The sequence below is a fragment of the Brachybacterium sp. SW0106-09 genome (assembly GCF_001293905.1).
In the GTDB taxonomy this organism is placed as follows: Bacteria; Actinomycetota; Actinomycetes; order Actinomycetales; family Dermabacteraceae; genus Brachybacterium; species Brachybacterium conglomeratum.
Window position 1 is genome coordinate 55,192 of sequence record NZ_BCAK01000017.1, and the last position, 25,350, is coordinate 80,541.

The 25,350-nt window shown below is 72.9% G+C and carries 20 protein-coding genes and 3 pseudogenes; 10 read left to right on the top strand and 13 right to left on the bottom strand.

The annotated features are described in order from the left end of the window. Positions 1-37: 37 nt before the first annotated feature. Positions 38-1,555: a hypothetical protein gene (locus tag Y09_RS17860; protein ID WP_234695680.1), complete on the top strand. Its 1,518-nt coding sequence runs from the start codon at positions 38-40 to the stop codon at positions 1,553-1,555. A gap of 142 nt (positions 1,556-1,697) precedes the next feature. On the opposite strand, the gene Y09_RS08950 is transcribed toward Y09_RS17860, so the two are convergent. Together Y09_RS08950 and Y09_RS08955 are read right to left on the bottom strand one after the other, a co-directional pair. After that, entirely contained in the window at positions 1,698-2,762 is a 1,065-nt protein-coding gene (locus tag Y09_RS08950) for an Rv2578c family radical SAM protein (protein WP_053917405.1), read from the bottom strand. Positions 2,763-2,816: 54 nt separating this feature from the next. Next, complete coding sequence (locus Y09_RS08955; RefSeq protein WP_053917406.1) at positions 2,817-4,856, bottom strand: alpha/beta fold hydrolase; 2,040 nt, start codon at positions 4,854-4,856, stop codon at positions 2,817-2,819. Between the two features lie 392 nt (positions 4,857-5,248). Here Y09_RS08955 and Y09_RS08960 point away from each other — a divergent pair, with 392 nt between their 5' ends. From Y09_RS08960 to Y09_RS08985, 6 genes are all read left to right on the top strand, one after another. After that, on the top strand, positions 5,249-6,406 hold the full coding sequence (locus tag Y09_RS08960; protein ID WP_053917407.1) for an LLM class flavin-dependent oxidoreductase: 1,158 nt from the start codon (positions 5,249-5,251) through the stop codon (positions 6,404-6,406). Between the two features lie 207 nt (positions 6,407-6,613). Further along, entirely contained in the window at positions 6,614-7,348 is a 735-nt protein-coding gene (locus tag Y09_RS08965) for a CE1759 family FMN reductase (protein WP_053917408.1), read from the top strand. A gap of 186 nt (positions 7,349-7,534) precedes the next feature. Then, positions 7,535-7,984 carry a YciI family protein gene (locus Y09_RS08970; protein ID WP_053917409.1) on the top strand — a complete coding sequence of 150 codons (450 nt, stop codon included), beginning with the start codon at positions 7,535-7,537 and terminating at the stop codon, positions 7,982-7,984. 77 nt (positions 7,985-8,061) lie between these two features. Then, entirely contained in the window at positions 8,062-8,844 is a 783-nt protein-coding gene (locus Y09_RS08975; protein ID WP_053917410.1) for a sugar phosphate isomerase/epimerase, read from the top strand. After that, positions 8,841-9,833: a hydroxyacid dehydrogenase gene (locus Y09_RS08980; RefSeq protein WP_053917411.1), complete on the top strand. Its 993-nt coding sequence runs from the start codon at positions 8,841-8,843 to the stop codon at positions 9,831-9,833. The genes Y09_RS08975 and Y09_RS08980 overlap by 4 nt, the downstream gene beginning before the upstream one ends. Positions 9,834-10,055: 222 nt before the next feature. Continuing rightward, the gene (locus tag Y09_RS08985) at positions 10,056-11,156 is read left to right on the top strand and encodes a LacI family DNA-binding transcriptional regulator (RefSeq protein ID WP_053917412.1); all 1,101 of its coding nucleotides are present in this window, start codon (positions 10,056-10,058) and stop codon (positions 11,154-11,156) included. A 277-nt stretch (positions 11,157-11,433) separates the two neighbouring features. Here the strand turns inward: Y09_RS08985 and Y09_RS08990 are convergent, their stop codons facing one another. Next, positions 11,434-12,354: an MFS transporter gene (locus tag Y09_RS08990; protein ID WP_234695681.1), complete on the bottom strand. Its 921-nt coding sequence runs from the start codon at positions 12,352-12,354 to the stop codon at positions 11,434-11,436. Positions 12,355-12,392: 38 nt separating this feature from the next. After that, positions 12,393-12,632: pseudogene (locus tag Y09_RS16855) on the bottom strand (gfo/Idh/MocA family oxidoreductase); the annotation flags it as partial. A gap of 290 nt (positions 12,633-12,922) precedes the next feature. On the opposite strand from Y09_RS16855, the gene Y09_RS08995 reads away from it, so the two are divergent. After that, the gene (locus Y09_RS08995) at positions 12,923-14,422 is read left to right on the top strand and encodes a hypothetical protein (protein WP_053917413.1); all 1,500 of its coding nucleotides are present in this window, start codon (positions 12,923-12,925) and stop codon (positions 14,420-14,422) included. Positions 14,423-14,444: 22 nt separating this feature from the next. Here Y09_RS08995 and Y09_RS09000 read toward each other — a convergent pair whose 3' ends face one another. Both Y09_RS09000 and Y09_RS09005 read right to left on the bottom strand, forming a co-directional pair. Next, the gene (locus Y09_RS09000) at positions 14,445-15,302 is read right to left on the bottom strand and encodes a sugar phosphate isomerase/epimerase (protein ID WP_053917414.1); all 858 of its coding nucleotides are present in this window, start codon (positions 15,300-15,302) and stop codon (positions 14,445-14,447) included. Positions 15,303-15,465: 163 nt separating this feature from the next. Continuing rightward, positions 15,466-16,020: a hypothetical protein gene (locus Y09_RS09005; RefSeq protein WP_053917415.1), complete on the bottom strand. Its 555-nt coding sequence runs from the start codon at positions 16,018-16,020 to the stop codon at positions 15,466-15,468. 199 nt (positions 16,021-16,219) lie between these two features. On the opposite strand from Y09_RS09005, the gene Y09_RS18110 reads away from it, so the two are divergent. After that, positions 16,220-16,354: a hypothetical protein gene (locus Y09_RS18110; protein WP_255351672.1), complete on the top strand. Its 135-nt coding sequence runs from the start codon at positions 16,220-16,222 to the stop codon at positions 16,352-16,354. A gap of 96 nt (positions 16,355-16,450) precedes the next feature. Here the strand turns inward: Y09_RS18110 and Y09_RS09010 are convergent, their stop codons facing one another. From Y09_RS09010 to Y09_RS09025, 4 genes are all read right to left on the bottom strand, one after another. After that, complete coding sequence (locus Y09_RS09010; RefSeq protein WP_148639592.1) at positions 16,451-18,139, bottom strand: ribonuclease J; 1,689 nt, start codon at positions 18,137-18,139, stop codon at positions 16,451-16,453. 335 nt (positions 18,140-18,474) lie between these two features. After that, a complete protein-coding gene (locus tag Y09_RS09015) occupies positions 18,475-18,999 on the bottom strand; it encodes an SRPBCC domain-containing protein (RefSeq protein ID WP_053917416.1) in 525 nt (174 codons plus the stop codon). Further along, positions 18,996-19,370 (bottom strand): helix-turn-helix transcriptional regulator, encoded by a 375-nt coding sequence (locus Y09_RS09020; RefSeq protein ID WP_053917417.1) that lies wholly within the window; start codon positions 19,368-19,370, stop codon positions 18,996-18,998. Before Y09_RS09020 ends, Y09_RS09015 begins: the two co-directional genes overlap by 4 nt. Before the next feature lie 95 nt (positions 19,371-19,465). Beyond that, positions 19,466-20,347, bottom strand: coding sequence for an alpha/beta fold hydrolase (locus Y09_RS09025; protein WP_053917418.1), 882 nt, complete (start codon positions 20,345-20,347; stop codon positions 19,466-19,468). Between the two features lie 66 nt (positions 20,348-20,413). Here Y09_RS09025 and Y09_RS09030 point away from each other — a divergent pair, with 66 nt between their 5' ends. Then, positions 20,414-20,809, top strand: a complete 396-nt coding sequence (locus Y09_RS09030; protein ID WP_053917419.1) for a MerR family transcriptional regulator — start codon at positions 20,414-20,416, stop codon at positions 20,807-20,809. A gap of 51 nt (positions 20,810-20,860) precedes the next feature. On the opposite strand, the gene Y09_RS09035 is transcribed toward Y09_RS09030, so the two are convergent. The 3 genes and pseudogenes from Y09_RS09035 to Y09_RS09045 all read right to left on the bottom strand — a co-directional run bounded on the left by Y09_RS09035 (position 20,861) and on the right by Y09_RS09045 (position 25,193). Further along, entirely contained in the window at positions 20,861-21,877 is a 1,017-nt protein-coding gene (locus Y09_RS09035) for a dienelactone hydrolase family protein (protein ID WP_234695682.1), read from the bottom strand. Beyond that, positions 21,864-23,482: pseudogene (locus tag Y09_RS09040) on the bottom strand (alpha-N-arabinofuranosidase). Before Y09_RS09040 ends, Y09_RS09035 begins: the two are co-directional and overlap by 14 nt. Positions 23,483-23,679: 197 nt before the next feature. Further along, positions 23,680-25,193: pseudogene (locus Y09_RS09045) on the bottom strand (alpha-N-arabinofuranosidase). Between the last annotated feature and the right edge of the window lie 157 nt (positions 25,194-25,350).

The following is a 25,350-nucleotide window of genomic DNA, read 5'->3' on the forward strand; positions in this document are numbered from 1 at the left end:
GAGCCGCCGGCCGCCGGGCCCTGAGGGAAGGAGGACGATGAGCGATCAGCGCGGAGACGCCGTTAACGGCTCCCCGGCGGATCCCGACCTCGAGGACACCGTCCGACGCACGCCCTCGGAACGGGCCCCGGCCGATCACCGCCCGGGCGACGCCGAGGAGACCGTGCCGGACGGCTCCGGCGAGGACCTGCCCGACGACGACACCGTGGTGCGCCGTCCCGGAGGCGGACTGTTCGACCCCTCTCCCGGCGGCAGGCCCTTTCTGCCTGACACCGGTCCGATCCAGCGCTTCGACCAGCGGCCCCGCTTCGAGTACCCTGCCGCGTCGACCACCTCGGGACGGCGATCCCCGACCTCGTCGGCGCCGCAGTCCCCGGCTCCGCCGGCGGAGCCGCCCTCGGCATCTCTCGGCGGGACGCCGTCGGCCTCCCCGGCCCGCTCGACCGGATTATCAGCCGCCTCTCCGTCGGCCGCGCGATCGACCGGCACGTCGTCGCCCGCCGCGCAGCCGCAGGGCTCGCCCTCGCAGGGAGCGCAGCCGGCCGACGGAAGTCCGTCGACCTCCTCCCCCGCACCGCCCGGCGCCCCGCCGGGGATCGACGCGACCGGTCCGCGCCGGCGCGGACTGCTGGTGCCGGCGATCGCCTTCGGCTGCGCGCTGCTCCTGCTGCTGGGCGTGGGCGGCGGCCTGACCGCGGTGTGGCTCGGCGATCGCGATGCCGAGCCGACCCCCGCCGCGGAGTCCTCGAGCAGCTCCGGCCAGGCCGAGCCCGGCGTCTGGCAGCCGCTCGAGGAGGGGCAGGAGCCCACCGGCACCGCCGACGATCTCGAGCAGGTCCTCGCCGAGAACCCGCTGCAGGAGGCGACGCTGCAGGCCCCCACCGGCTGCGAGCTGCCGCCGACCGACGGCGGCGCACTCGCACCGGAGGAGCTGGCCGGCTATCTCGAGGCCGGGGCCGACTGCCTCGACTCCAGCTGGGGCGAGGCGCTCGGCGCGGTCGGCGTCGACTTCACCGGCCCGGACGTCGTCGTCTACACCGTCGATGCGCTGCCCGAGGACTCGGCCTGCGATCCGGCGCGCTTCTCCGAGGCGACGCCAGTGGTGTGCCAGGCCGACAACACCCTGTACTGGCCGGCGGCCTGGGACCCCGGCTTCTCGAACACCGATGCGGAGGAGGTGCCGCAGCTGTACATGTGGCACCTCTCCTACTCCTATGCGCTGTTCGCGATGAGCGCCGTCTCGCTGGACGACTACTTCGGGACGCTGCTGATCTCCCTGGCCGAGGAGCCGGAGCGCGCCGAGGAGTCGCAGCGCCGCTACGCCCTGCAGGTCTCCTGCATCGCCTCCGCGGCCGTCTACCGGATGCCCGAGGGGATCCGTCCCGCGGGCCGGGTGGAGGGCTTCGTGACCTCGGTCGACGCGCAGGCCGCGCCCGCGACCGCCGGGGAGCCGAGCGCCGAGGCCCGTGCGGTGTGGGTGGGGCAGGGGAAGGACAGCGAGGGCGTGCTGCGCAGCTGCGACACCTGGTCCGCGGCGCCCGACGCCGTCGCCTGACCCCGACGCCACCGTCTGAGTCGGCCGGCCGGCGCCGCCGCTGCGGCGCGGGATCCGTGGCCGTGCGCAGGGCGGGCCGGGACTCCGGGGCCGAGCGCGGAGCGGGACGGGGCGCCGGGACGCGCCGAGACGGGCGCCTCCGTCAGAACAGCGCCGGCTGCGGCATCGGGTCGAGGGCGGGCGGCGGCGAGGAGGGCCGGCGTGCGGCTCCACGGGCGAGGCGGCGCTGCTCCGGCTGGTCCTCGTCCTCCAGGGCGTCCAGGCCGTGGCGCCGCAGCAAGGGCCGCAGGCGCCGGGCCAGCTGGGCGCGGTAGCTCGCCGGGGCGTAGGAGGAGCTGCCGTAGAAGCGGCGGTACCCGGTGGCCAGGTGCGGGTGCTCGCGCTGGATCCACTCGAGGAACCACTCCTTCGCCCCCGGCCGCAGATGCAGCGCCCCGAACACGACGCGCGAGGCGCCCGCCTCGGCGATCCGGGCGAGGGCGTCGTCGAGCTGCGCGTCCCCGTCGGTCAGCCAGGGCATGATCGGCATCAGGAAGACGGTGACGGCGAAGCCGGCGTCGGCCGCGGCGCGCACGGTCGCGAGCCGCGCCGCGGTGGTGGGGGTGCCGGGCTCGACGGCCTTCTGGAGTTCGTCGTCGAACACCGCGATCGACATCGAGATGTCCACGGGGACGCGCCGGGCGGCCTGCTCGAGCTGCGGCAGGTCACGGCGCAGCAGCGTGCCCTTGGTGAGGATCGACAGCGGCGTGCCGGACTCGGCGAGCGCGTCGATGATCCCGGGCATGAGCCGGTAGCGGCCCTCGGCCCGCTGGTAGGGGTCGGTGTTGGTGCCGAGCGCGACGAGGTCCCCGTTCCAGGAGCGACGGGCGAGCTCGGCCCGCAGCACCTCGGCGACGTTGACCTTCACGATCACCTGCTGATCGAAGTCCGCGCCCGCGTCGAGGTCGAGATAGCGGTGGGTGCTGCGCGCGAAGCAGTACACGCAGGCGTGGGAGCAGCCGCGATACGGGTTCACCGTCCAGTCGAAGGGCATCGAGCTGGCGGCGGGCACGCGGTTCAGCGCGGACTTCGCGGTGACCTCGTGGAAGGTGACGCCCTGGAACTCGGGCGTGGTCACGCTGCGCACCAGGCCCGACAGGCCCAGCAGCGCGGGCGCGCCCGTCTGCCGCTCCGACCCCAGGCCGATCTCCTGTCCACTCCACCGCATGCCCGATAGTCGAACACGTGTTCGAAGCGGCGTCAAGCGTGCAGGGCCGCCCGCTCAACCGAGGGTCGCGGGCCGCTCCCACTCCGTCCCGCGCACGTGCTCGTCGAGGAAGCCGAGGAAGGTCTCGTACCAGACCTGCGCGTTGCCGCGGCCCTGGATCCAATGGCCCTCGTCGGGGAAGTACAGGTAGCGGTGGCGGCTGCGGCCCTGCGCGTCGCGCGGGGTGGCCGAGTACTCGTGGAGGTCGTGCCAGAGGGCGTGGCCCTGCGCGATCGGGACGCGGTAGTCCTTGTCGCCGTGGATGACGAGCATCGGCGTCACGATCCCGCCCACGAAGTCGCGGGGGTTGAAGCGCGCGTTCTGGGCGAGCATCGGCCGGTGCCAGGCGGCGTTGTCGGTGGTGCGGCCCATGGACTCGGTGTCCCACAGCGAGGCGTGGGTGACGATGCAGCGGAACCGGTCCCCGGTGTGCCCGGCGACCCAGTTGGCCATGTACCCGCCGTAGGAGCCGCCGGCGAAGGCGGTGCGATCCTCGTCGATGTCCTCGCGCGCGATCGCCTGGTCGGTCAGCGACATGATGTCGGCGAACGGGGCGCCGCCGAGCTCGTGCTGGCCGCGGTCGATCATGGACTGGCCGTAGCCGGTGGAGATCGCGGGGTCCGGCAGCAGCACCGCGTAGCCGGCGTCGACGAAGGGGCCGGGGTTCCAGCGGTAGGTCCAGGCGTTCCACGAGCCCCACGGACCGCCGTGGGCGAACACGACCAGCGGGTGCGGCCCCTCGCCGTCGGGCAGGCGCAGCCAGGCCCGCAGCTCCGTGCCGTCCTCCGCGGCGGCGGTGACCTCGGTGAGCGTGCCCGGCTGGGCGAGCGCGTCGGCCGGGTTCGGCAGCTCCTCGACGGCGCCGCTGCTGCGGTCGATCCGCACCGGATGCGGGGCGACGGCGATCCCGGAGGCGGAGGCGATGATCTCGCCGCCGGCGATGGAGAGGTCGGAGAAGGCGAGGTCCTGGCCGGGGCCGCCGGCGAGGCGGCGCGGCGCGGCGTCGATGACGTCGCCGATCCAGACGGCACCGCGACCGGTGTCGTCGGAGGCGGCGACCAGGGTGTTCTCGTCCAGCCAGACGGGGTCGACCCAGTGGTCGAGCTCCGGCCAGACGGGGGCGGACTCTCCGGTGGCGAGGTCGAGCAGCTCGACCTCCGCGCGGAGCGAGGCGGTCTGCGTCCAGTGGCGGTGGCGGCCGATGAGGACCCGGTCGCCGGAGGGGCTGAACTCGGCGGGGCCGTACTCGACCTCGTTCGTGCCCTCGCACAGCAGTCGCGGCGGCTGGGCGCCGACGAGGTCGAGGAGGTAGAGGTCGGTGACGGCGAGGCGGTCGTCGCGGGAGTCGGCCATGGCGACGAGGGCCTGCTCGCCGCTGCGGTCGACGGTCCAGCCCTCGAGGCGTCCGGGCGGCATGGTGACGTGGCGGAAGTGGAGGACCTGGGTGGGGCCATCCTCGTCCGCGTCGGCCCCGTCGGCCGAGGGCGCGGCGGTGCGCTCGGCGGCGGCGAGGTCCTCGGGCAGGGCGGCGATCGCGAGCACCGGGCGGGTGGGGCCGAGGTCGTGGTCCCAGTACCGGGTCGGGAAGCCGGCATGGAAGGCGGCGCTGACCTTGGCCTTCTTCCGCGTCGCGGTGAGCTTCGCGTGCTCGGCCTCGTCGGCCGCCTGGGAGTGGACCTCGAGCTCGGTGACCAGGTGACGTCCGGCGACGACGAGGCCGCCGAATCCGCCGGGACGGTTCGCGAGCTCGCGCGCCTCGCCGCGGGCGGGCAGCGCCCAGAGCTGCGCGTCCTCGGACTCCTCGCCGTCCTCGCCCACGCGCTTCGCGGTGAAGAAGGTGGCGCCGTCCTCGGCGAGCGCCACGGCGCCGACGGAGGCGCTGCCGCGGGTGAGCGGGACCAGGCGGTCCCCGTCGATCTCGACGAGGGAGCCGCGATAGGAGGTGCCCTTCTGATCGAGGCCGGACACCTTCGCCACGATCCTCCCTCCCTCGGTGGTCTCGAGGGCGGCCAGTCGGGTCGCGTCCAGCAGGGTCTCGATGCTCGTGGAGGTCATGGCTCGCCATCCTCGCACCTGCCCGTCGGCCGACGGGCGCGAATGCGCAGATCGCGGGCGCGCTCACTCCCGATCCCTCGCAGCCACGCACCCACGCGCCCACGCACTCGCCGAGACGTAGGTTTCCGCCCCTATGACGCTCCATACGGACGGAAATCTACGTCTCGACCGCGGGCGAGGGCTCGACGTCGTTCGGGACGGAGCGGACTCGGGGTCGGCACAGAAGAGGGCTCGGACTCGGCGGCGATGCGGCCGGCGAGGGCGACCGGGGTCACGTCGGGGTTGCCACCCCCTCCGAGATAGTTTAAAGTTGCAGCATCTTCTCGGCGGGTCCGGGCGGGACCTCGCCACTGCCCTCCCGGATGCCCGCGACGCACCTCAAGGAGCCTGCCATGCAGTTCGGAATCTTCACCATCGCCGACATCACGCCCGATCCCATGACCGGGAAGGTGCCCACCGAGAACGAGCGCCTGCAGAACATGGTCGAGATGGGCAGGCTCGCCGAGCAGGTGGGCCTGGACGTGTTCGCGATCGGCGAGCACCACAACCCGCCCTTCGTGACCTCCTCCCCCACCACCACCCTCGCCTACCTCGGCGCGCAGACGGAGAGGATCATCCTCTCCACCGCGACCACGCTGATCACCACCAACGACCCGGTAAAGATCGCCGAGGACTACGCGATGCTGCAGCACCTCACCGGCGGCCGCGTGGACCTGGTGATGGGCCGCGGCAACACCGGTCCGGTCTACCCCTGGTTCGGGCAGGACATCCGCAAGGGCATCGAGATCGCGATCGAGAACTACGACCTGCTGCGCCGACTGTGGACCGAGGACGTCGTGAACTGGGAGGGCCAGTTCCGCACCCCGCTGCAGCAGTTCACCTCCACCCCGCGTCCGCTCGACGGGGTCGCGCCCTTCGTGTGGCACGGCTCGATCCGCTCCCCGCAGATCGCCGAGCAGGCCGCGTACTACGGCGACGGCTTCCTGCACAACAACATCTTCTGGCCCATGAGCCACACCGAGCAGATGGTGCAGCTGTACCGCGAGCGCTACGAGCACTACGGCCACGGCAAGGCGCACCAGGCCTATGTGGGCCTCGGGGGCCAGGCGTTCATGCGCAAGAACTCCCAGGACGCGTGGAACGAGTTCCGCCCCTACTTCGACAACGCCCCCGTTTACGGCGGCGGGCCCTCGATGGAGGACTTCACCGCGCAGACCCCGCTGACCGTCGGCTCGCCCGAGCAAGTCGTGGAGCGCTACCTGACCATGGCCGACCACGTCGGCGACTACCAGCGCCAGATGTTCCTCATGGACCACGCGGGCCTGCCGCAGAAGACGGTCCTGGAGCAGATCGAGCTGCTGGGCACCGAGGTCGTCCCGGCGCTGCGCCGCGAGCTCGAGGCCCGCAAGCCCGCCGACGTCCCCGAGGCGCCCACCCACGCGGGCCGGGTCGCCGCCGCCGAGGCCGAGCGAGGCGCCTTCGACGACAGCTACAAGTTCGAGACCGGCGACAACTGGACCGGCCTGCGCGCCGAGGACGCCCGCCGCTGACCGGGCGCGGCCGTCCGGGCCCGTCGATACCCGTGATCGACCCCGGCCGCCGTCCACGCAGCTCTTGATACCCCGAGGACCGATGCCCGACCGGCCATCGGTCCTCTCGGGCGCAGAAGCTCCCGCCCCGCTGCACCCCGCCCCGCTGCACCCCGCTCCGCTGCGCCCCGCTCCGCCGCCGCACACCGCTCCTCGAGAGGACTCCTCATGACCGACACGATCCGCCTGCTCGCCCTGTCCGCAGGGCTGTCCACTCCGAGCTCCACGCGCATGCTCGCCGACCAGCTGACCCGTGAGGCGTCGGCCGCGCTCGGGGCCGACGGCACCGCGGTCGAGGTGACCACCATCGAGCTGCGCGAGTACGCCCACGACCTCACCGATGCGCTGCTGACCCGCTTCCCCAGCGAGCGCCTCTCGATGGTGATCGAGCAGGTCCGCGCGGCGGACGCCGTCATCGCGATCACCCCGATCTTCAACGCGGGACCGGCCGGGCTGTTCAAGACGTTCTTCGACGCGCTGGACATCGAGCTGTGGAAGGACAAGACGGTGCTGCTCGGCGCGACCGCCGGCACCGCCCGCCACTCCCTCGCGATCGACTACGCGGTCCGCCCGATGTTCGGCTACCTGAAGGCGGATCTCGTGCCGACCCCCGTGTTCGCGGCCTCGGCGGACTTCGGCGCGGACACTGAGGGGCGAGCCGATGAGCATCCCCTCGCGGCGCGGGTGCGCCGTGCGGCGACCGAGCTCGCCACCATGCTGCGGGCCCGTCGCGGGACGGCGCTCCCGGCCGCCGGGTTCGTGGCCGACGGCGCTGCGGCCGACGGCTCCGCCGAAACGCAGGCCGTCGAGGACGCGTCGGCCGACGCCGCCCCCGCACGCCCCGCCCTGGACCCCGAGTTCGCCGACTTCGTACCGATGGACGACCTGCTGCCCCGCCGCTGATCCGGCACGGCACCTCGACCGGCCCGGGACCGTCACGGCCCCGGGCCGGTCTGCGTCTCGCTGACGGTCAGGCGACGTGCTTCGGCTGACCTGATCCGCCCGTTCGCCGCGTGCCCAGATCGAGGCGGCCCTACGCTGAGCGCAGACGGCCCACGGATCGCCGCGGACCCCACGGGAGGAGCCCCGATGAAGTACATGCTGATCATGCGCGCGACCGATGCCGCCCTCGGCGCGAGCGCCGAGGTGGACTTCGAGGAGGTCGTCGACCGGATGGGCGCCTACAACGAGGCGATGCACGACGCGGGAGTGCTCGCCGGCGGCGAGGGACTCACCGACGCGGGCGCGGAGGAGAACTTCGTGCTCGACTTCTCCTCCACCCCGCCCGCCCTCTCCGAGGAGCCCTACGGTCCGACGGAGTCGCTGTTCAACGGCTTCTGGATCCTGAACGTGCCCTCCCGCGACGAGGCGCGGCAGTGGGCCGAGCGCTGCCCGCTGGGGCCCGGCATGAAGCTCGAAGTGCGCCGGATCCACGGCGACGAGGAGATCGCGGAGCTCGTCTCGGAGGACAACGAGTACATCGCCAAGGAGAAGGTCTGGCGCCAGGAGGAGGCCGAGCGGGCACAGCGCGAGGGCTGACCCGGGCGGCCGTCGCCGGACCTGCGATAGCCTGAGCGCAACCGCTTTCCCGTCTCGTCGAGATCGGAGGGATCGTCATGATCCGCCCGGGCCTGTGCTCCGTCACCTTCCGCTCCCTGCCGGTCGAGGAGGTGGTGCGCCACGCCGCCTCCGCCGGACTCGAGGGCATCGAGTGGGCCGGGGACGCACACGTCCCGCCGGGCGACCTCGACGCAGCCACCCACGCCCGCACCGTCACCGAGGAGGCGGGCCTCGCGGTCACCTCCTACGGCTCGTACCTCACCTTCGTCGGCTCCGACGAGGAGGTGCACGCCGCGGGCGGGGCGGTGATCGCCGCGGCCCGCGCGCTCGGCGCCCCGCGGATCCGGGTGTGGGCGACCCGCACCGGCTCGGCGGAGACCTCCGCCGAGGACCGCGCCGTCACCGTCGGCCGGATCCGGGAGCTCGCCGACCGCGTCGCCGCCCACGGGCTGGAGGTCGGGCTCGAGTTCCACGGCGGCACCCTCACCGACGAGATCGGCTCGATCCAGCGCCTGCTGGACGAAGTGGGACGGACGAACGTGCTCACCTACTGGCAGCCCCACCAGGACATGCCCGTCGAGCCGGCGCTGGACACGCTGCGCCGGGCGCTGCCCCGCACCTCCACGATCCACGTCTTCTCCTGGTGGCCGGGCCACGAGCGCCTGCCGCTCGCCGAGCGCTCGGACCTGTGGGAGCCGGCCTTCGCGATCCTCGCCGCGAACGGTGTGGACCGCGATGCGCTGCTGGAGTTCGTGCCGGGCGACGACCCCGCGCTGCTGCCCCGCGAGGCGGACACCCTGCGCACCCTGATCACCGCCGGCGAGGAGCTCGCCCGATGAGGACGCTGCTGGCGATGCCCGAGGGCCTGCAGGACAGGATGTTCTCCCCCGCCCAGCGGGAGCGGCTCGCGGAGATCACCGGCATCGACGTCTCCCGCACCGTCCCGGACCTCGCCGCCGCGCCGGGCGAGGAGCTCGCCGAGGTGGAGGTGCTGGTCACCGGCTGGGGCTCCCCCGCCGTCGACGCCGCGGCGCTCGCGCGGATGCCGCGCCTGCGCGCGATCGTGCACACCGCCGGCACCGTCCGCTTCGTCGTCACCGACGCCGTGTGGGACAGGGGCGACATCGTGGTGACCTCCGCGACCGAGGCGAACGCCGTCCCGGTCGCAGAGTACGCGCTCGCGCAGATCCTGCTCGCCGGGAAGCGGACCCTCGCCCAGCAGGCACGCTACCGGCGCGAGCGCACCGTCGGCCCGGCCACGGCGGCCGATCCCGGGATCGGGAACCACGGCGGGGTCGTCGGCCTGATCGGCGCCTCCCGGATCGGGACGCTGGTGGCCGAGCACCTGCGCCGCTTCGACCTCGAGGTGCTGGTCACCGACCCCTTCGCGAGCGCCGAGCGGATCGCGGAGCTCGGCGCGAGGAAGGTCGAGCCGGAGGAGCTCTACGCCCGCAGCGACGTGGTGAGCCTGCACGCCCCGGACGTGCCCTCGACGAAGGGCATGGTCACCCGCGAGCTGCTCGGCCTGATGCGCGACGGCACCACCTTCCTCAACACCGCCCGGCCCGCACTGGTGGACATCGACGCGCTGCGGGACGAGGTGCTCTCGGGACGGCTCAGCGCGGTCCTCGACGTGCACGACGACCTCGCCGACGACGACCCGCTGTGGGAGGCGGAGCTCGCGCAGCTCACCCCGCACCTCGCCGGCTCCCAGGGCAACGAGCTGCACCGCATGGGCGAGGCCGCGCTCGGGGAGCTGCGGCGGCTCGCCGCCGGGGAGCCGCCGCGCTATCCCGTGGACGGGACCCGCCGGGACTCCATGGCCTGACCCGCATCCCGACCGGGATCACGTTCCCCGACCTGCCGTGCCGGCCTCGTGGCCGTGATCGCCTCGTTATGCTGGCCCTCCCGGGACAGCGTTTCCCACCCTCTCGTCGGCCCTCCCCGGCAGCCCTGCCGGACCCACCCGTCGGACCCGTCGGACCGCTCCGGTGCGCACCGCCCGGACGGTCACCGACGGGAGGACCGCCTCACCACGAAGGAGCCCCCGATGCCCGCCGTGCGCCTCAGCGACGTCGCCCAGGATGCGGGCGTCTCGCTCGCCACCGCCTCCCGCGTCCTCAACGGCTCGGCCCGCGTGCCCGGCAAGGAGGTCGCCGAACGGGTGCGCGCCTCCGCGGACCGGCTCGGCTACGTCCCCAACGCCCAGGCCCAGGCCCTGGCCCGCTCCCGCTCGGGGCTGATCGGCCTGGTCGTGCACGACCTCGCCGATCCGTACTTCGCGACCATCGCGGGCGAGATCCAGCAGCAGCTGTTCGCCTCGCAGTCCCAGGTGCTGCTCATGCAGACCGATCGCCGGATCGACACCGAGGTGCGGGCGCTGCGCTCCCTGATCGCCCAGCAGGTCGACGCGCTCGTGCTGGTGGGCACGCACCGCTACGGCACCGAGGACGACACCGCGATCAGCACGCTGCTGCAGGGATTCGAGCGCAACGGCGGGAAGGTAGTGGGCCTGGGCCAGTCCCTGGGCGTCGGCCGCACGATCATCTCCGACGACGCCGCGGACTCCCACGAGCTCGCCACCGCCCTGGTCGTCGAGGGCCATCGACGCTTCGCCGTGGTCGAGGGCATCGCGGGTATCCCCTCGGCCGGCTCCCGCACCAGCGGCTTCATCGCCGCGCTGACGGAGGCGGGGATCGAGCCCGAGCTGAGCATCGCCGCGGACCTCACCCGCGACGGCGGGCTCGAGCTCGCCGCCCGCATCCAGGAGCATCTCGAGGGAGCCGGCGGCACCGGGCAGGGTCCGCTGTGCCTGTTCGCCCCGGCCGACGTGATGGCCCTCGGCGCGCTCGGCGAGCTGCGCCGCCGCGGCCTGGACGTGCCCGGCCAGGTCGCGGTCGCCGGCTTCGGCGGGGTGACCGCCGCGGCGGATGCGAACCCCTCGCTGACCACGATCGCGCTGCCGCTGTCGGAGATGGCCGCGCAGGCGGCGGCGTGGGTGCTCGAGGGCGTCGCCCCCGCGCACCGGTCGGCGGACGATGCGGAGGCCGCGAGCGGCTCCGGCGAGGACCCTTCGGCCGACGGGGTGCGCGAGGTGCGGGTGCGCGGAGACGTGGCGCTGCGCGAATCGACGGGGATCGCACCTCGCTGACCGGGCGACACATGACCGCCTCGGGGGTGAGGTGAGGCCCGAGGGGACGAGCGTCATGGTCGCCCTCGAGGGGGTGCCGACGCGCCGGCTCGCCGGGGCGCTGCGTCGCGAGCCGGGACTGCCGAAGGAGCGCGTGCACTCGCTGGCGTACTGGAAGCGGAGCTGAGCGCCGGGCCCCGCGTCGGGCGCACTGGGCGATGGACGCCCGACGATCGCCTCGCCCTCGCCGCTCCCCCGGCCCGCGCGGCGGAGGATCCGCCTCAGTGCGCCGCGGGCGTCAGGCCGTCGCGGCGTGCACCACGGACTCGGGGGCGCGACGGCGCAGCGTCAGCAGGGCACCGGCCGCGGCGAGCACTGCGGCGCCGGTGGTGATCACGCCCAGCGGCAGGATGCTCAGCGAGCCGGCGATCCCCACGAAGGGGGCGGCGAGCCCGCCGAGGCCGAAACGGGCGGTGCCGAGGATCGAGCCTGCGGTGCCCGCCATCTGCGGGTACTCGGACAGCGCGAGCGTGGTGCCCGCGGGGGACGAGAACTGCGCCCCCGAGGCGAGCAGGAACAGCGAGGCGATCACCACCGCGAGCGGCATCGGCGCCAGTCCCGCCAGGAGCAGGCCGAGGCAACCGGTGCCGGTCTGCGCGATACCGAGGAACAGCGCGCCGTGGACGTTCCATCGCTCGGCGGTGCGGCCGCCCAGCCAGCCGAAGAACACTCCTCCGGCGGAGTTCAGGGCGAACGCGGCCGCGTACCACTGCGGGGACAGGCCGTAGATCTCCTGGAGCACGAAGGTGGACCCGGCGAGATAGGAGAAGATCGCCGCGTAGACGAAGCCCTGGGAGAGGACCGCGCCGACGAACACCCGATCCGCGCCCAGCACCCGCAGCGCGGCGCCGGTGCGGCGCAGCCCGCCGGCGGTGCGCCGCTCGGGCGGGAGCGTCTCGGTGAACATCGTCGCGGACATGAGCAGCAGCGCGAGACCCACCACGGCGAGGAATCCGAACAGGCCGCGCCAGTCCATGAACGTGTTCAGCAGCCCGCCGATCATCGGGCCGACGATCGCGGCGGTGGGCCCAGCGACCGCGAGGCGGCCGTAGAAGCGGATCAGCTCGCGACCGTCGAAGATGTCGCGCCCCGCGGCCTGGGCGATGACGATGCCGACGCCGCCGGCGAGGCCCTGCACGAAGCGGGCCGCGACCAGCACCTCGATGCTGGGGCTCAGCGCGCACAGAGTCGAGGTGAATTCGCGAGCGCCTCGTCGACGTCGGTGGTCCAGTTCTTCAGGTCGTGGCGCTCGGCGATCGTGCGCAGCTTCTCCTCGTTGCGGCCGACGAGGAGCAGGTCCGGCACCAGCCGGTCTCCGTCGGCGATCTCGACGCCGCCCTGATCGCGGATGGCGAGGAGGGAGCGGACCAGGTGCTGGCGGTAGCCCATGCGCCCGGTCGCGCCGTTGACGATGATGCCGATCCTGCGTTCTGCCATGCGGCTGCTCTCCTTCGAGGTCCTTGGGCCGCACTCGCAACCCCTGCGGCGGCAACCGCTTTCCGTCTTAAATGACTAGACCACGGAGCATCTCGGTCGGGCAAGCGCGTGCCGACCGCATCGGGTCCGCAGCGAGGAACGACGACCAGCCGGGGAGATCCGACACGGGGCTCTCCGTGCCATCGGCCGCTCCGCGGCTCTGACAGCATGGGCACATGCGAACGCACCGGCCCGGGCTCGGGCCGGCCCGATCGCCGGCATTCGCCCACATCGCAGAGGAGGTCACGGCCGTGACAGCACGAGACCGACGACCGGCGATCATCACCCGGCGAACGTTCGCGGGCGCGACGGTGCTCGCGCTCGCGGGCGGCCTCGCGGCCTGCACCGGGGGCGATCTCTCCGTCGAGCGCACCGAGCCCCCCGAGACCACGGTGCTGCCGGGCGACGATCTCCCTGCGGCGTCCGCCGCCCTGAGCGCGGCGCTGTTCACCTCCTCGGACGTCGCCGTCCTCGCCGACGAGGCCTCGCTCGAGGCGCTGCTGCCGAGGCTCGAGGGCTTCCCCGCCCCGGTGCTGGCGGGCATCGACCAGGCGGTCGCCGATGAGATCGAGCGGCTCGGCGCCGGCACCCTCGTCGTCCCGGCGGGCGTCGATCCCGGCGATCTCGGGGACGGTCGGGAGGTCGTCGAGATCGACCTCTCCGCCGAGAACCCCGACCTCCCGAAGGTCTCCGCCGGGGAGGCGACCGCCGCCGTGACGCTGCTGATCGACCCGGAGGCGGCCTCGCCCGCGCAGGCGCTCGCGAGCGCCGTGGTCACCGCCGCGGGCGGCACCGTCGTCGAGACGCCCGGCGGGGACGTCGGCCGCAGCAGCGAGAGCGTCGCCGCGGCGAAGGAGGCGGCCGGAGAGGACGCCTCGGTGGGCGTGCTCGCGCTCGGCGACTCCTTCGGGGACGCCTCGGCGCTGGTGGAGGCGATGGGACGGGCCGCGACCACGACCGAGCTGCCCGGCGGCGGCCTCACCGCCTTCCCCGGACGGCGCATGATCGCGGCCTACGGCTCCCCCGCCGTGCCCTCGCTCGGGATCCTCGGCGAGCAGGACCTCGAGCAGACCCTCGAGCGGGTGCAGGAGATGGCCGCCGAGTACGACGGGCTCGCCGAGGAGCCGGCCGTCCCCGCCCTCGAGATCATCACGACCATCGCCTCCTCGGAGCCGGGCGGCGACGGGGACTACTCCTCCGAGCTCGGCGTCGAGGGCCTGCAGGAGTGGGTCGACGCGGCGGGCGAGGCCGGGGTGTACGTGGTGCTGGACCTGCAGCCGGGCACCACCGACTTCCTCACCCAGGCGAAGCTCTACGAGGAGCTGCTGACCGCCCCGCACGTCGGCCTGGCGCTGGATGCCGAGTGGCGGCTCGAGCCCGGGCAGAAGCATCTCGAGCAGATCGGCTCGGTCACCGCCGCGGAGATCAACGAGGTCTCCACCTGGCTCGCGGATCTCACGGCGGAGCACGGCCTGCCGCAGAAGGTGCTGATCCTGCACCAGTTCAACCTCTCGATGATCTCGGACCGGCAGGACGTGGACACCTCCCGCCCGGAGCTCGCGATCACCCTGCACGCCGACGGGCACGGCACCCCGGAGGACAAGCTCGCCACCTGGAACGCGCTCCAGCAGGACCTGCCGGGCGGGATCTTCATGGCGTGGAAGAACTTCCACGACGAGGACACCCCGATGTTCACCCCGGAGGAGACCTTCGCCCTCGAGCCGCGCCCCTGGTTCGTCTCGTACCAGTAGCCACTGCGCCGGCCGGGTCGGGTCAGGCGCCGGTGATCGCCCGGTCCAGGCGGGTGGAGATGTCGGCGAGGACCTCGTCGACGGGCTGCTCGGCGAGGCCCTTCATGAACGGCTCGACCTTCACGGGGCCGGTGTACCCGGCCGCGCGGATCGCCCCCATGAACCCGTCGAGGTCGATCACCCCGGTGTCGTAGGGCAGGCGGCGGTCGAGGTCCATCTGCTCGTCGCGCGCCCGGTCCGGGCGGGCGTCGTTGATGTCGACGGAGACGATGTCGGAAGCGGCCAGGCCCGTGAGGTCCTCGGGGGTCTCCCCGGCCGTGTACCAGTGGTAGCTGTCGAGGATCAGGCCGATGTTGCTCGCGTCGGTCTCGGCGATGAGGGCGCGGGCGTCGGTGATGTCGTGGACGAAGGGGTGGCGTTCGGTGGACCAGAAGGTCTTCGGCCCGATGTACTCCAGTCCGAGCCGCAGCCCGTGGTCGGCGAGGATCTCGGAGACCAGGGAGAGCCGTCCGGCGTGCAGGCGCCAATTGGCGGCATGGTCGAGGGTCTGGTGCATGGGGCGGATCCAGGTGCCGACCGCGGTGACCCCGGCGGCGGTGAGCAGCTCGAGGGCGTCGGGCAGGGAGCCGAGGGAGGCGCGGAACTCCTCGGCCGGGGAGTCCAGCGCGATCGGGAGACCAGCCATCCCCCACTGCAGGCCCTTCGCCCGCACGGCCTCGCCGTGGGCGGAGACGGCCTCGAGGCCGCCGTCGGCCAGGAGGGTGCGGAAGTATTCGGGGTCGGGGTCCACGCCCCCGAAGCCGTGCGCGAGCGCGAGATCGATGGCGGCGGTGTGGTCCAGGGGGAGCCCCAGCGCTCCGCGCGACAGGCAGGAGAACATTCTCGAAGCCTAGGGGCGGAACGTCGCGAGGCGGTGATCTGAGCCACTTCGTCCACGGGGCGGGACGGCGGGGTGCCGCGGTGCGTTCAGCCGCCGCTCGGTCGGACGCCGCGGTGCGCTCAGCGCTCAGGCACCGCCTCGCGGTCAGCTGACGCAGGGACCCTCACGCGTCGGGGGCCCGCAGGGCGAGGACGGCGTCGGCCGGCCACACGTACTCGTCGTCGCAGCGAAAGCCCCGCAGCCAGGTGACGCCGTCGACGACACGCAGGTAGAAGCCCTTGGGGTAGTCGTGGTCCGCGCTGAGCGGTGCGGTGAGGATGTGCACGGCGCCGGTCGGTGCCCTCCCGGCGGAGAGGATCGAGTCCGGGGCCTGCTCCTGGTCCGTGATGGCGAGGCGGAGGTAGGGGCCGGTGTCCGGCGGCAGCGGGGCGAGGCCCTGCTCCCGTGCCGCGGCGGTGATCTGCGGGAGCGTGCCGCCCGAGGGGAGGCCGAGCTGCGGGAGGCTGCGCTGCACGACCTCGAGCCGCTCCGGCGCCCGGGTGTCGAAGCACGAATCCTCGAGAAGCGTGCGCGCGCCGTCGTTCAGCTGGATGCCGAGCTCCGCGAGCCGAGCGTGCAGCTCCTCCCTGCTCGCCCCGCCGACCAGCAGCTGCAGCGGGGCGCGCCCGCCCGCAAGGCTCGGCTCGTCGCGGGCGCCGGATCCGCCGACGACCGTCATCGCCCCACCTTCAGAGCCGTGTTCGTTGCTGTCATCACCCGTCCCTCCGCCCACCCCGCCCCGTCGGCCGGCACCGCCGTAGAGTCCCACACGACCAGGCTCGGTGGGCGCAAGCTGTTCAGCGGCGGGTCCAGGGCGGCGGGCACGTACGGGCACGTGAAGCGGGTTCACTCGACCCGCCGTACCGCAGCCTGTCTCGTTGAGGTGGCCGACGCACGGCTCGCCCTTCACCGAGGTGCTCGACAATGATCCAGTGGCCCTCGAGGGGTTCCTCCATGCCGATCGAGTCATCACGTTCACCCGCAGCAACATCTGCCAGATCTGGATCGGCTGAGCCGACGGCCCCTCCCGCACCGCTGTGACGCGGGCCGGAGGGGCCGTCGTGCGGGGCCGACGACGGACGTCGGCCGCGCGGGGATGGGTCGGTGACTCAGGAATCGATGACCACGGCCATCACCGCGGGCTCGCGGCGGTAGGTGCGGCGCAGGTGATTGCTGACGGTGTCGACCACGATCTGCTCGATCTCGGCGATGTCGTCGATCTTGTCGGTCTTCGACTGCGCGAGCGCCTTCTCGACCTGGGCGGAGGCGCCCTCGAAGGTCTTCTTGTCGTGCACGAAGCCCTTGGTGAGGAACTCGACCGGCTCGACCGGCTTGTGGGTCTTGGGGTCGATCAGCGCGACGACCGTGACCACGCCGCCGCCGGAGAGCATGCGGCGCTCGGCGAGGGTATCCTCGGTGGCGGTGCCGATGGTCTGGCCGTCCACGTAGACGAGACCCGCGTCGACCTTGCCGGCGACCTTGATCTTCCCGTCGACGAGGTCCACGACCACGCCGTCGAAGCCGACGACCACGCGGTCCTCGGGCACGCCGGTCTTCCGGGCGAGATCGGCGTTGGCGTGCAGGTGCTTGGACTCGCCGTGCACCGGCAGCACGTTCTTCGGCTTCACGATGTTGTAGCAGTACACGAGCTCGCCGGCGCTCGCGTGGCCGGAGACGTGCACCTTCGCGTTGCCCTTGTGGACGATGTTCGCGCCGAGGTCGATGAGCTTGTTGATGATCCCGTAGATCGCGTTCTCGTTGCCGGGGATCAGCGAGGAGGCCATCAGCACGGTGTCACCCTCGCCCACCTGGATCTGGTGGTCGCCGTTGGCCATGCGCGCCAGCGCCGCCATCGGCTCGCCCTGGGAGCCGGTGCAGATCAGGGTGATCTTGTGATCGGGCATCGACTGGATCTTGCGGAAGTCGACGACCAGGCCGCGGGGGATGGAGAGGTATCCGAGCTCGCGCGCGATCTTCATGTTGCGCACCATCGAGCGGCCCACGAAGGCGACCTTGCGGCCGTTGGCGTGGGCGGCGTCGAGCACCTGCTGGATGCGGTGGACGTGGCTGGCGAAGCTCGAGACGATCACACGCCGCGGCGAGGTCGCGAAGACCCGGTCGATCGCGGGGGTGAGGTCCCGCTCGCTCATCGTGAAGCCGGGGACCTCGGCGTTGGTCGAGTCGGTGAGGAACACGTCCACGCCCTCCTCGCCGAGGCGCGCGAAGGCGCGCAGGTCGGTGATGCGACCGTCCAGCGGGAACTGGTCCATCTTGAAGTCGCCGGTGTGCAGCACGGAGCCGGCGGAGGTGCGGATGAACACCGCGAGGGAGTCCGGGATGGAGTGGTTCACCGCGACGAACTCGAGGTCGAAGGGCCCGGCCTTCTGGCGGTCTCCGGCCTTGACCTGCATGGTCTTCGGGGTGATGCGATGCTCCTTGAGCTTCGCGGTGATGAAGGCGAGGGTCAGCTCCGAGCCGTACAGCGGGATGTCGGCCCGCTCCTTGAGGAGGTACGGGACGCCGCCGATGTGGTCCTCGTGGCCGTGGGTGAGCACGATGCCGACGATGTCGTCGAGGCGGTCGCGGATCGAGGTGAAGTCCGGCAGGATCACGTCGATGCCGGGCTGGTGGTCCTCGGGGAAGAGCACGCCGATGTCCACGATGAGCAGCTTGCCGTGGTGCTCGAACACGGTCATGTTGCGGCCGACCTCGCCGAGGCCGCCGAGCGGGGTGATGCGCAGGCCGTTCTTGGCCAGATGAGGAGGAGCGGACAGCTTGTTGCGGGCAGCTACCTGCATAAGGGGATTCACAATCGTCGAAGGGACAGGGACTGAGGTCTCGGGTGCCGCGCGCGTCCCCTCGGCGGGGTGCGGCGTCCAGCACACCGTTCACCGTACGGCAGAAGGGGACATCTCCCCCACCCCTGGGCGCAAACACTCGATCTTGTCACTCTGACAGCGCGTGCGCGGGAGCGGCCGACGGGCCCGGGCGGCGTGGTCGGCGGTGCGGTCGGCCCGGCCGACGGGCCAGGACATCACGGCTGACGGGAGAGGGCGACCCGGCCGAGCACCACGGCCGACGCGCGCAGGCGCGGCCGACGGGCCGGGAGCCCGTCAGCCACGCCGGCGTCGACTCAGGAGGCCTCGACCTCCCCGCCCTCGAGCAGGGCGTCGAGCTTCTCGTAGCCCTCGTTCACGCCGACCTCCATGCCGCTCTCGAGCATCCCGGCGCGGCCCTCGAAGGAGTCCAGCAAGGACTGGCTGTGCATGCGGGTCCAGCCGTCGCCGAGGTCCTCGAAGGTCATCGTGTCCAGCGAGACGCCGTCCGGCCAGCCGTCGAAGGTGAAGTTCTGCACGAGTCGGTCCTCGCGCACCTCGTGGAAGCTGCCGTGGAAGGAGTACTCCTCCTTCGTCTCGCGGTCGATGTTGGTGAAGGCCCAGGAGCCGCCGGTGCGGGCGTCCCAGTGGTCGATGCGGGTGTCGAGGCTCTTGGGCCCGCACCAGCGGGCGTAGATCTCGGGGTCGGTGTGGGCGCGGACGAGCTGGGCGGCGCTCGCCCGGAAGTCCCGGGTGATGCGGATCAGCGGGACCTCGGGATCCGCCTCGATGGCGGCGGCGGTCAGACGGTCGGCGGTGGCGGGGCGGTCGGCGGCGGTCATGGCGTTCCCTCCGGGGAGTCGGTGCTGCGCGGGGCGCTGCTCGGGGAGGGGTCCTCGAGCTGCTGGAGCACGTCGTCGAGGCGGGAGAAGCGGGCCTCGGCGGCGGTGCGATGGCGGTCGATCCAGTCGGTCAGCTCCCCCAGCACCTCGGCTTCGAGGTGGACGGGGCGCCGCTGTGCGTCGCGCCGGCGCGTGACCAGGCCGGCGGACTCGAGGACCGTGAGGTGCTTGCTCACAGCCTGCAGGGACATGTCGTACGGGGCGGCGAGCTCGCCGACGGTGGCGTCACCGAGAGTCAGGCGTGAGACGAGGTCCCGCCGCGTGGGGTCGGCGAGGGCGGCGAACGCCCTCGAGAGGTCTTCGGCGTCCATCGCCCTCCTTCTCAACCGTTCGGTTGATGAGGAGGACACTACGCCCCCTCACCACCGTCGTCAACCCCTAGGTTGAACACAGATGAAGCTGGAGGTCAGGGCGCCGCGCAGGTGCCCCCGAGCCAGCGGCCGACGGCCTCGCGCAGCGCATCCGGCGCCTCGAGCGGCACCAGATGCCCGACGCCGGGCAGGATCGTCACGGGCACCTCCCCCGGCAGGGCGTCCGCGAGCCGACGCGCCTGCTCGACCGGGATCCACGGGTCCTCGGCGCCCCAGCCGATGCTCACCGGGGTGCGCACCCGGTCGAGGGAGGCGACCAGGTCACGGGTGTCCTCCGGGCGCAGCGCCGCGATCTGGCGGTAGAAGCTCGCGCGCTCCTCGGGCCCGCCGGTCCAGGGGCCGACGAGTCCGTCGACTGCACCCTCACCGAGGGGTGAGCCGGCAGCGCCGCGGACGTACTCACGCACGAGCGCTCCGTGCAGGGCGGGCGGCAGCGCACCGAAGACCTCGGCGTGTTCTGCGACGAGGCGGAAGAACGGCGAGCCCCAGGGGTCGAGGGTCACCACGTCCCACAGCATCAGCGCCTCGTACTCGGCGCCGTGGCGGAGGTGGGCGCCGAAGGCGACGGCGCCTCCGATGTCGTGGGCGAGCACGCGGGGCCGCTCCAGTTCCCAGTGCTCGAGGAGGCGGGAGAGCCGGACGGACTGCGTGCGCAGGTCCAGGGCGGCCGACGGGTCCCGAGAGGAGCGGCCGTAGCCGGACATGTCCCACAGGTGCACGCGCCACTGCTCGGAAAGCGCCGCTGCGAGCTCGGCCCACAGCGCGGCGGACCAGGGCGTGCCGTGACAGATGACGAGGTCGCCGTCGGACTCGGCGGCGTCCGGGCCGAGGACCCAGGCCGCGACGGGGACGCCGTCCAGGTCGACGACGGTGGGGGCGGGCAGGGGGCAGGGTGACGGGCGTGCCGAGGAGACCATGCCGGGACGGTATGACCTCAGGTCGACCTGAGGGCAAGGGCACAGTCGTCACGGCAGGATAGGCGCATGAGGATCTCCGAGGCCGCCGCACGGATCGGCGTGGCCGAGCACGTGCTGCGCCACTGGGACGAGGTCGGCGCGGTCAGCCCCGACCGCACCGCCGCCGGGCACCGCGACTACTCCGAGGAGCATCTGCACCGACTGCGGGTGCTGCGGGCCTGTCAGCAGGTGGGGATGAGCCTGGCCGAGATCACGCAGGTGCTGCATCGCGACGAGGCGGGCCGCACAGAGATGATCACCCGCCGGCGAGCGCAGCTGCGCGAGGAGCGGGAGCGGCTCGAGGATGCCGAACGGTTCCTCGCCCACGTCGTCTCGTGCCGTCACGACCTGCTCACCCGCTGCCCGCAGTGCAGCCGCTATCCCGGCGGGGCGTCGACCTCGGGGCAGGGCGCGGCGTCCTGACCGGGGACGACCGAGGGACTGCCGCGTCGGCTCCGTGCGACGGTCCGCGGCTCAGCTCGTCAGGTGCTCCCGCAGCGCCTCGAGCGAGTGCTCGGCGCGGAACGCGTGACCTCCCGGGGTGACCACGAGCTCGGGCGGGACCGCCCCCTGTGCCTCCCACACCGGCCCCAGCTGCGCGAACGCCTCGCGGGTCGCGGCGATCGGGAAGGTGCGGTCGCGCGCCCCCGCCTCGATCACCAGCGGGCGCGGGGCGATCAGCGAGGCGATGTCCGCCATCTCGAGCTCGGGCAGCAGGCGAGGGACGATGTTGCAGGGGCAGTGCCGGATGGAGGCGATGCTCGCTGCGAAGCTGCAGAAAAAGGTAGCGACCAGCGCCGCGGAGATCGTCTCGTCGGCCGCGGCCAGCAGCAGCGCGACCGCCCCACCCCCGGAGCCACCGGCGACGGCGACCCGCTGCGGGTCCACACCCGGCAGGGCGCGCAGCGCCTGGACCGCGGCGCGGGCGTCGGCGACGCGGCGGCCGATGACCGGCCGGCCGTGCAGCAGGTGCCGGGCCGCGTCGATCTCGCAGGTCTTCTCCTCTGGCGCCCATGGAGCGCCGCCCGGCGGGGGCGGGACTCGGCGCCGGCCGAAGCTGATCATCTCCGGGCACAGCACCGTCAGCCCGGCGCGGACGAGCTTGTGGGCGAGGGCGTCGTGGTACTCGTCGGCCGGGTCGGTGGCGACGAGATCGTCGATGCCGCGGCCGTGCCCGGCGATCAGGACGACGCCGGCGCCGGTGTCGACGGCCGGGTCGGGGCGCAGCAGGAACGCCGAGACCACGTCGGGGTCGGCATCCGGCGCGGCTCCTGGCTCCCCGCACGGGGCGAGCAGCTGCACCTCGACCGGGCCGCCGTCCGACGGGGCCTGCGGCACGGCGGCGAGGCTTCCCTCCGTCGTGGTGGGGTCGAGACCCAGCAGGGTGCGGAGGTGCTCGCGGCGCTCCTCCGCACCACCGGCCGACGCACCGGGCCTCTCCACTCTCGCGCCCTGCCGGGGCTGGTCGGCGCCGCGGTCAGGCGAGGTCAAGCCGCACCGTCGCGAAGGAGTGCGGCGGCAGGGTCACCTCGAGGCCCCGCTCGTGCTCGCGCACGTCCGTCAGCGGCACCGGGGCGACGGCGTCCGGCTGCTCGGGGGTGTTGTGGGCGGCGGTCGACGCGCCGGTCAGCACGGTCGCCTCGTGGCCGGTCACCGAACGGCCGCGCAGGTCGAGCACCAGGGTGCGGGGCTCGTCGGCCGAGAGATTCGACAGGGACACGAGCGCCGCCCCCTCGTCGGCCCGCAGCGAGGCGGAGGCGGAGACGAGCGGCAGCGGCCGGCCGTCGACCTCGGCGACCTCCTCGGGCAGCAGCAGGTGGGCGTCGAGCGCGGCGGCGTCCTGGTGCCCGGCGTTCATCGCGAAGACGTGGTACGTCGGGGTGAGCACGAGCGCGCCGGAGTCCGGGTCGGTGAGGATCATCGCCTGGAGCACGTTCACGGTCTGGGCGATGTTCGCCATGAGGAGCCGGTCCGCGTGGCGGTGGAAGCCATCGAAGTGCAGCGAGGCGACGAGCGCGTCGCGCACGGTGTTCTGCTGGTGCAGGAATCCGGGGTTCGTGCCGGGCTCGACGTTCCACCAGGTGCCCCGTCGAACACCAGGCCGACCTTCCTGTGCGGGTCGTGGCGGTCCATGACGGTCGCGTGGCGGGCCACGAGCTCCTCGGCGCGGACGGCGCGGGAGAGGGTGCGGTACCACTCCTGGTCGCTGAACTCGGTGGCGCTGCCCTTGTCCTCCCACGGCCCGGACATCGTGTAGTAGTGCAGGGAGATCGCCTGGAAGGGGCCGGGCCGGCCGTCACGGCCCTCGAGGCCGTCGATCGCGCGCATCAGCGCCTCGGTCCAGGCGTAGTCGCCGTCGGAGGCGCCGGCGGCGATGCGGGTGACCTGGTTGTCGCCGTGGTCGCGCACGTAGGTGGCGTACTGGCGGGCGAGCGCGGCGTAGTCCTCGGCGCGCATGTTCCCGCCGCAGCCCCAGGCCTCGTTGCCGATGCCGAAGAACGGCACGGTCCACGGCTCGTCCCGGCCGTTCTCGCGGCGCAGCGCCGCCATCGGCGAGTCGTCGGCGCGGGTGAGGTACTCGATCCAGTCGCTCATCTCGCGCACCGTGCCGGAGCCGACGTTGCCGTTGACGTACGCCTCGGTGCCGAGCAGCTCGACGAGGTCCATGAACTCGTGGGTGCCGAAGGAGTTGTCCTCGACGATGTCGCCCCAGTGGGAGTTGACCATGCGGGGGCGGTCCTCGCGCGGGCCGATCCCGTCGCGCCAGTGGTAGTCGTCGGCGAAGCAGCCGCCGGGCCAGCGCAGGTTCGGGATCCGCAGGGCTCGCAGCGCCTCGACCACGTCGGTGCGGATGCCGCGCACGTTAGGGATCTCGGAGTCCTCGCCCACGTAGAAGCCGCCGTAGATGCAGCGGCCCAGGTGCTCGGCGAAGTGGCCGTAGAGGTGGCGGGAGATCGTGGCGCCGGGCAGGTCCAGGTCGATCACGACGCGGGCGGGCCCGTCGGTCTCTCCGGTGCGCGGGGCGAGCGGGCGGGTGCCGGTCGAGGTCGGGGCGAGGGCGCCGACGAGGCCGGTGGTCAGGGTGCGGGCGGTCATCGAGGGCTCCTCGGGATGGCGGGGCGAGGCGAGGTCGGTGGGGCGGATCGTCTGCAGAAAGAGGACTCCAGCGGCACGCCGCGGAGCTCAGCGGCTCAGCGTGCCGCTGGAAGCCCACATCTGCAGACACGGTCGGTGGGTGCGGGTGGGTGGCGGCCCGGCCGGGGGCGCTCCACCCGGCCGGACCGTGTCAGGGGTCAGGCCCGGCGGGCCAGACGGATCATCGACCAGGAGATCGCGGGCAGCGCGCCGACGAGGCGGCCGCCGTCCAGCGCGACCGAGTCGTTCGGCGCGGGCACGACGGTCTCGGGCGCGTCCTGGGTGTTCGCGGCGTAGGGGTCCTCGTGGTGGAGGGTGACGGCCTCGACCAGCTCGAGGTCACCGAAGCCGGCGAGGTCCGCGTCCAGCGCCTGCTCGCCCTCGGGGCCGCGGTTCACCACGAACAGGGTCAGCGCGCCGGACTCCTCGTCCCAGGTCGCCACCGCATCGGCCGCAGAGCTCTTCCCGAAGCGGGTGTTCTTGAAGGTCGGCGCCGTCACGCGCACGTCGAGCACCTGCCCGGCCGCGTGGCGGGAGGTGAGGGCGAAGGGGTGGAAGGTGGTCTGCTTCCAGGCCTCCCCGCCGGGTGCGGTCATGATCGGGGCGATGACATTGACCAGCTGGGCGAGGGACGCGGAGGCGACGCGGTCGCTGTGTCGCAGCAGGGAGATCAGCAGGTTGCCGAAGACGACGGCGTCCATCGCGCTGTAGGTGTCCTCGAGCAGCACCGGTGCGACCGGCCAGTCATCGCCGCTGGGCGGGCGGGACTCGGCGCGGTGCTGGTACCAGATGTTCCACTCGTCGAAGCTGATCATGATGCGCTTGTCGCGCTTGAGCTTGGCGCGCACGTGATCGGCGGTCGCGACGACGGAGTCGATGAAGTGGTCCATGTCGTCGGCCGAGGCGAGGAAGGAGGCCTGGTCGCCGTCCTTCTCCGAGTAGTAGGCGTGGGCGGAGATCATGTCGACCAGGTCGTAGGACTCGGTGAGGACGGTGTTCTCCCAGGCCGCGAAGGTCTCCATCTGCGAGCTGGAGGAGCCGCAGGCGATCAGCTCGAGGTCGGGGTCCTCCTGGCGCATGAGGCGGGCGGCCTCGGTGGCGATCCGCGCGTACTCCTCGGCGGTCTTGTGCCCGGCCTGCCAGGGGCCGTCCATCTCGTTGCCCAGGCACCACATGCGGATGCCGTAGGGCTCGGCGTGGCCGTTCTCGGCGCGCTGGTCCGAGTACGCGATGCCCTGCGGGGCGTTCGCGTACTGGAGCACGTCGAGCGCCTCCTCGATCCCGCGGGTGCCGAGATTCACCGCGTACATCGGCTCGACCTCGGCCTTGCCCGCCCAGGCCATGAACTCGTCGAGCCCGACGGTGTTGGGCTGGAGTGCCAGGCGAGGTCGTGGCGGGCGGGGCGCTCCTCGACAGGGCCCACGCCATCCTCCCAGCGGTAGCCGGAGACGAAGTTCCCGCCCGGGTAGCGCACGGAGCTCACGCCGAGCTCGCGGGTCAGGGCGAGCACGTCGGTGCGGAAGCCATCCTCGTCGGCCGACGGATGATCCGGCTCGAAGATGCCGGTGTAGACGCAGCGCCCGAGGTGCTCGACGAAGGCGCCGAAGGTGCGGCGGCGCACAGGCGCGACCTGGAAGGACGGGTGCAGGGTGAGGGTGACGGGCGAAGACATCGGTGTCGGCATCCTTGGAGTGGGGCGGGCCGGCGATGCGGCGCCGGAGCGGCGATCGACGGCGGAGCGAGGGAGCGGCGAGGTCGTGCCACCGGGCAGCTGCGCCCGGCGCGACGACCGCTTCTACAACGTTGCAAACATGCTTCCACAGGCCTGC

Excerpts from the sequence above, each read along its gene's own strand:
- Y09_RS17860 (WP_234695680.1), top strand. The coding sequence starts at position 38 with ATGAGCGATCAGCGCGGAGACGCCGTTAACGGCTCCCCGGCGGATCCC.
- Y09_RS09010 (WP_148639592.1), bottom strand. The coding sequence starts at position 18,139 with ATGCAGGTAGCTGCCCGCAACAAGCTGTCCGCTCCTCCTCATCTGGCC.
- Y09_RS09000 (WP_053917414.1), bottom strand. The coding sequence starts at position 15,302 with ATGTTCTCCTGCCTGTCGCGCGGAGCGCTGGGGCTCCCCCTGGACCAC.
- Y09_RS08960 (WP_053917407.1), top strand. The coding sequence starts at position 5,249 with ATGCAGTTCGGAATCTTCACCATCGCCGACATCACGCCCGATCCCATG.
- Y09_RS08950 (WP_053917405.1), bottom strand. The coding sequence starts at position 2,762 with ATGCGGTGGAGTGGACAGGAGATCGGCCTGGGGTCGGAGCGGCAGACG.
- Y09_RS08985 (WP_053917412.1), top strand. The coding sequence starts at position 10,056 with ATGCCCGCCGTGCGCCTCAGCGACGTCGCCCAGGATGCGGGCGTCTCG.
- Y09_RS09020 (WP_053917417.1), bottom strand. The coding sequence starts at position 19,370 with ATGGACGCCGAAGACCTCTCGAGGGCGTTCGCCGCCCTCGCCGACCCC.
- Y09_RS09025 (WP_053917418.1), bottom strand. The coding sequence starts at position 20,347 with ATGGTCTCCTCGGCACGCCCGTCACCCTGCCCCCTGCCCGCCCCCACC.
- Y09_RS08980 (WP_053917411.1), top strand. The coding sequence starts at position 8,841 with ATGAGGACGCTGCTGGCGATGCCCGAGGGCCTGCAGGACAGGATGTTC.
- Y09_RS08955 (WP_053917406.1), bottom strand. The coding sequence starts at position 4,856 with ATGACCTCCACGAGCATCGAGACCCTGCTGGACGCGACCCGACTGGCC.
- Y09_RS08975 (WP_053917410.1), top strand. The coding sequence starts at position 8,062 with ATGATCCGCCCGGGCCTGTGCTCCGTCACCTTCCGCTCCCTGCCGGTC.
- Y09_RS09015 (WP_053917416.1), bottom strand. The coding sequence starts at position 18,999 with ATGACCGCCGCCGACCGCCCCGCCACCGCCGACCGTCTGACCGCCGCC.
- Y09_RS09005 (WP_053917415.1), bottom strand. The coding sequence starts at position 16,020 with ATGACGGTCGTCGGCGGATCCGGCGCCCGCGACGAGCCGAGCCTTGCG.
- Y09_RS08970 (WP_053917409.1), top strand. The coding sequence starts at position 7,535 with ATGAAGTACATGCTGATCATGCGCGCGACCGATGCCGCCCTCGGCGCG.
- Y09_RS09030 (WP_053917419.1), top strand. The coding sequence starts at position 20,414 with ATGAGGATCTCCGAGGCCGCCGCACGGATCGGCGTGGCCGAGCACGTG.
- Y09_RS08965 (WP_053917408.1), top strand. The coding sequence starts at position 6,614 with ATGACCGACACGATCCGCCTGCTCGCCCTGTCCGCAGGGCTGTCCACT.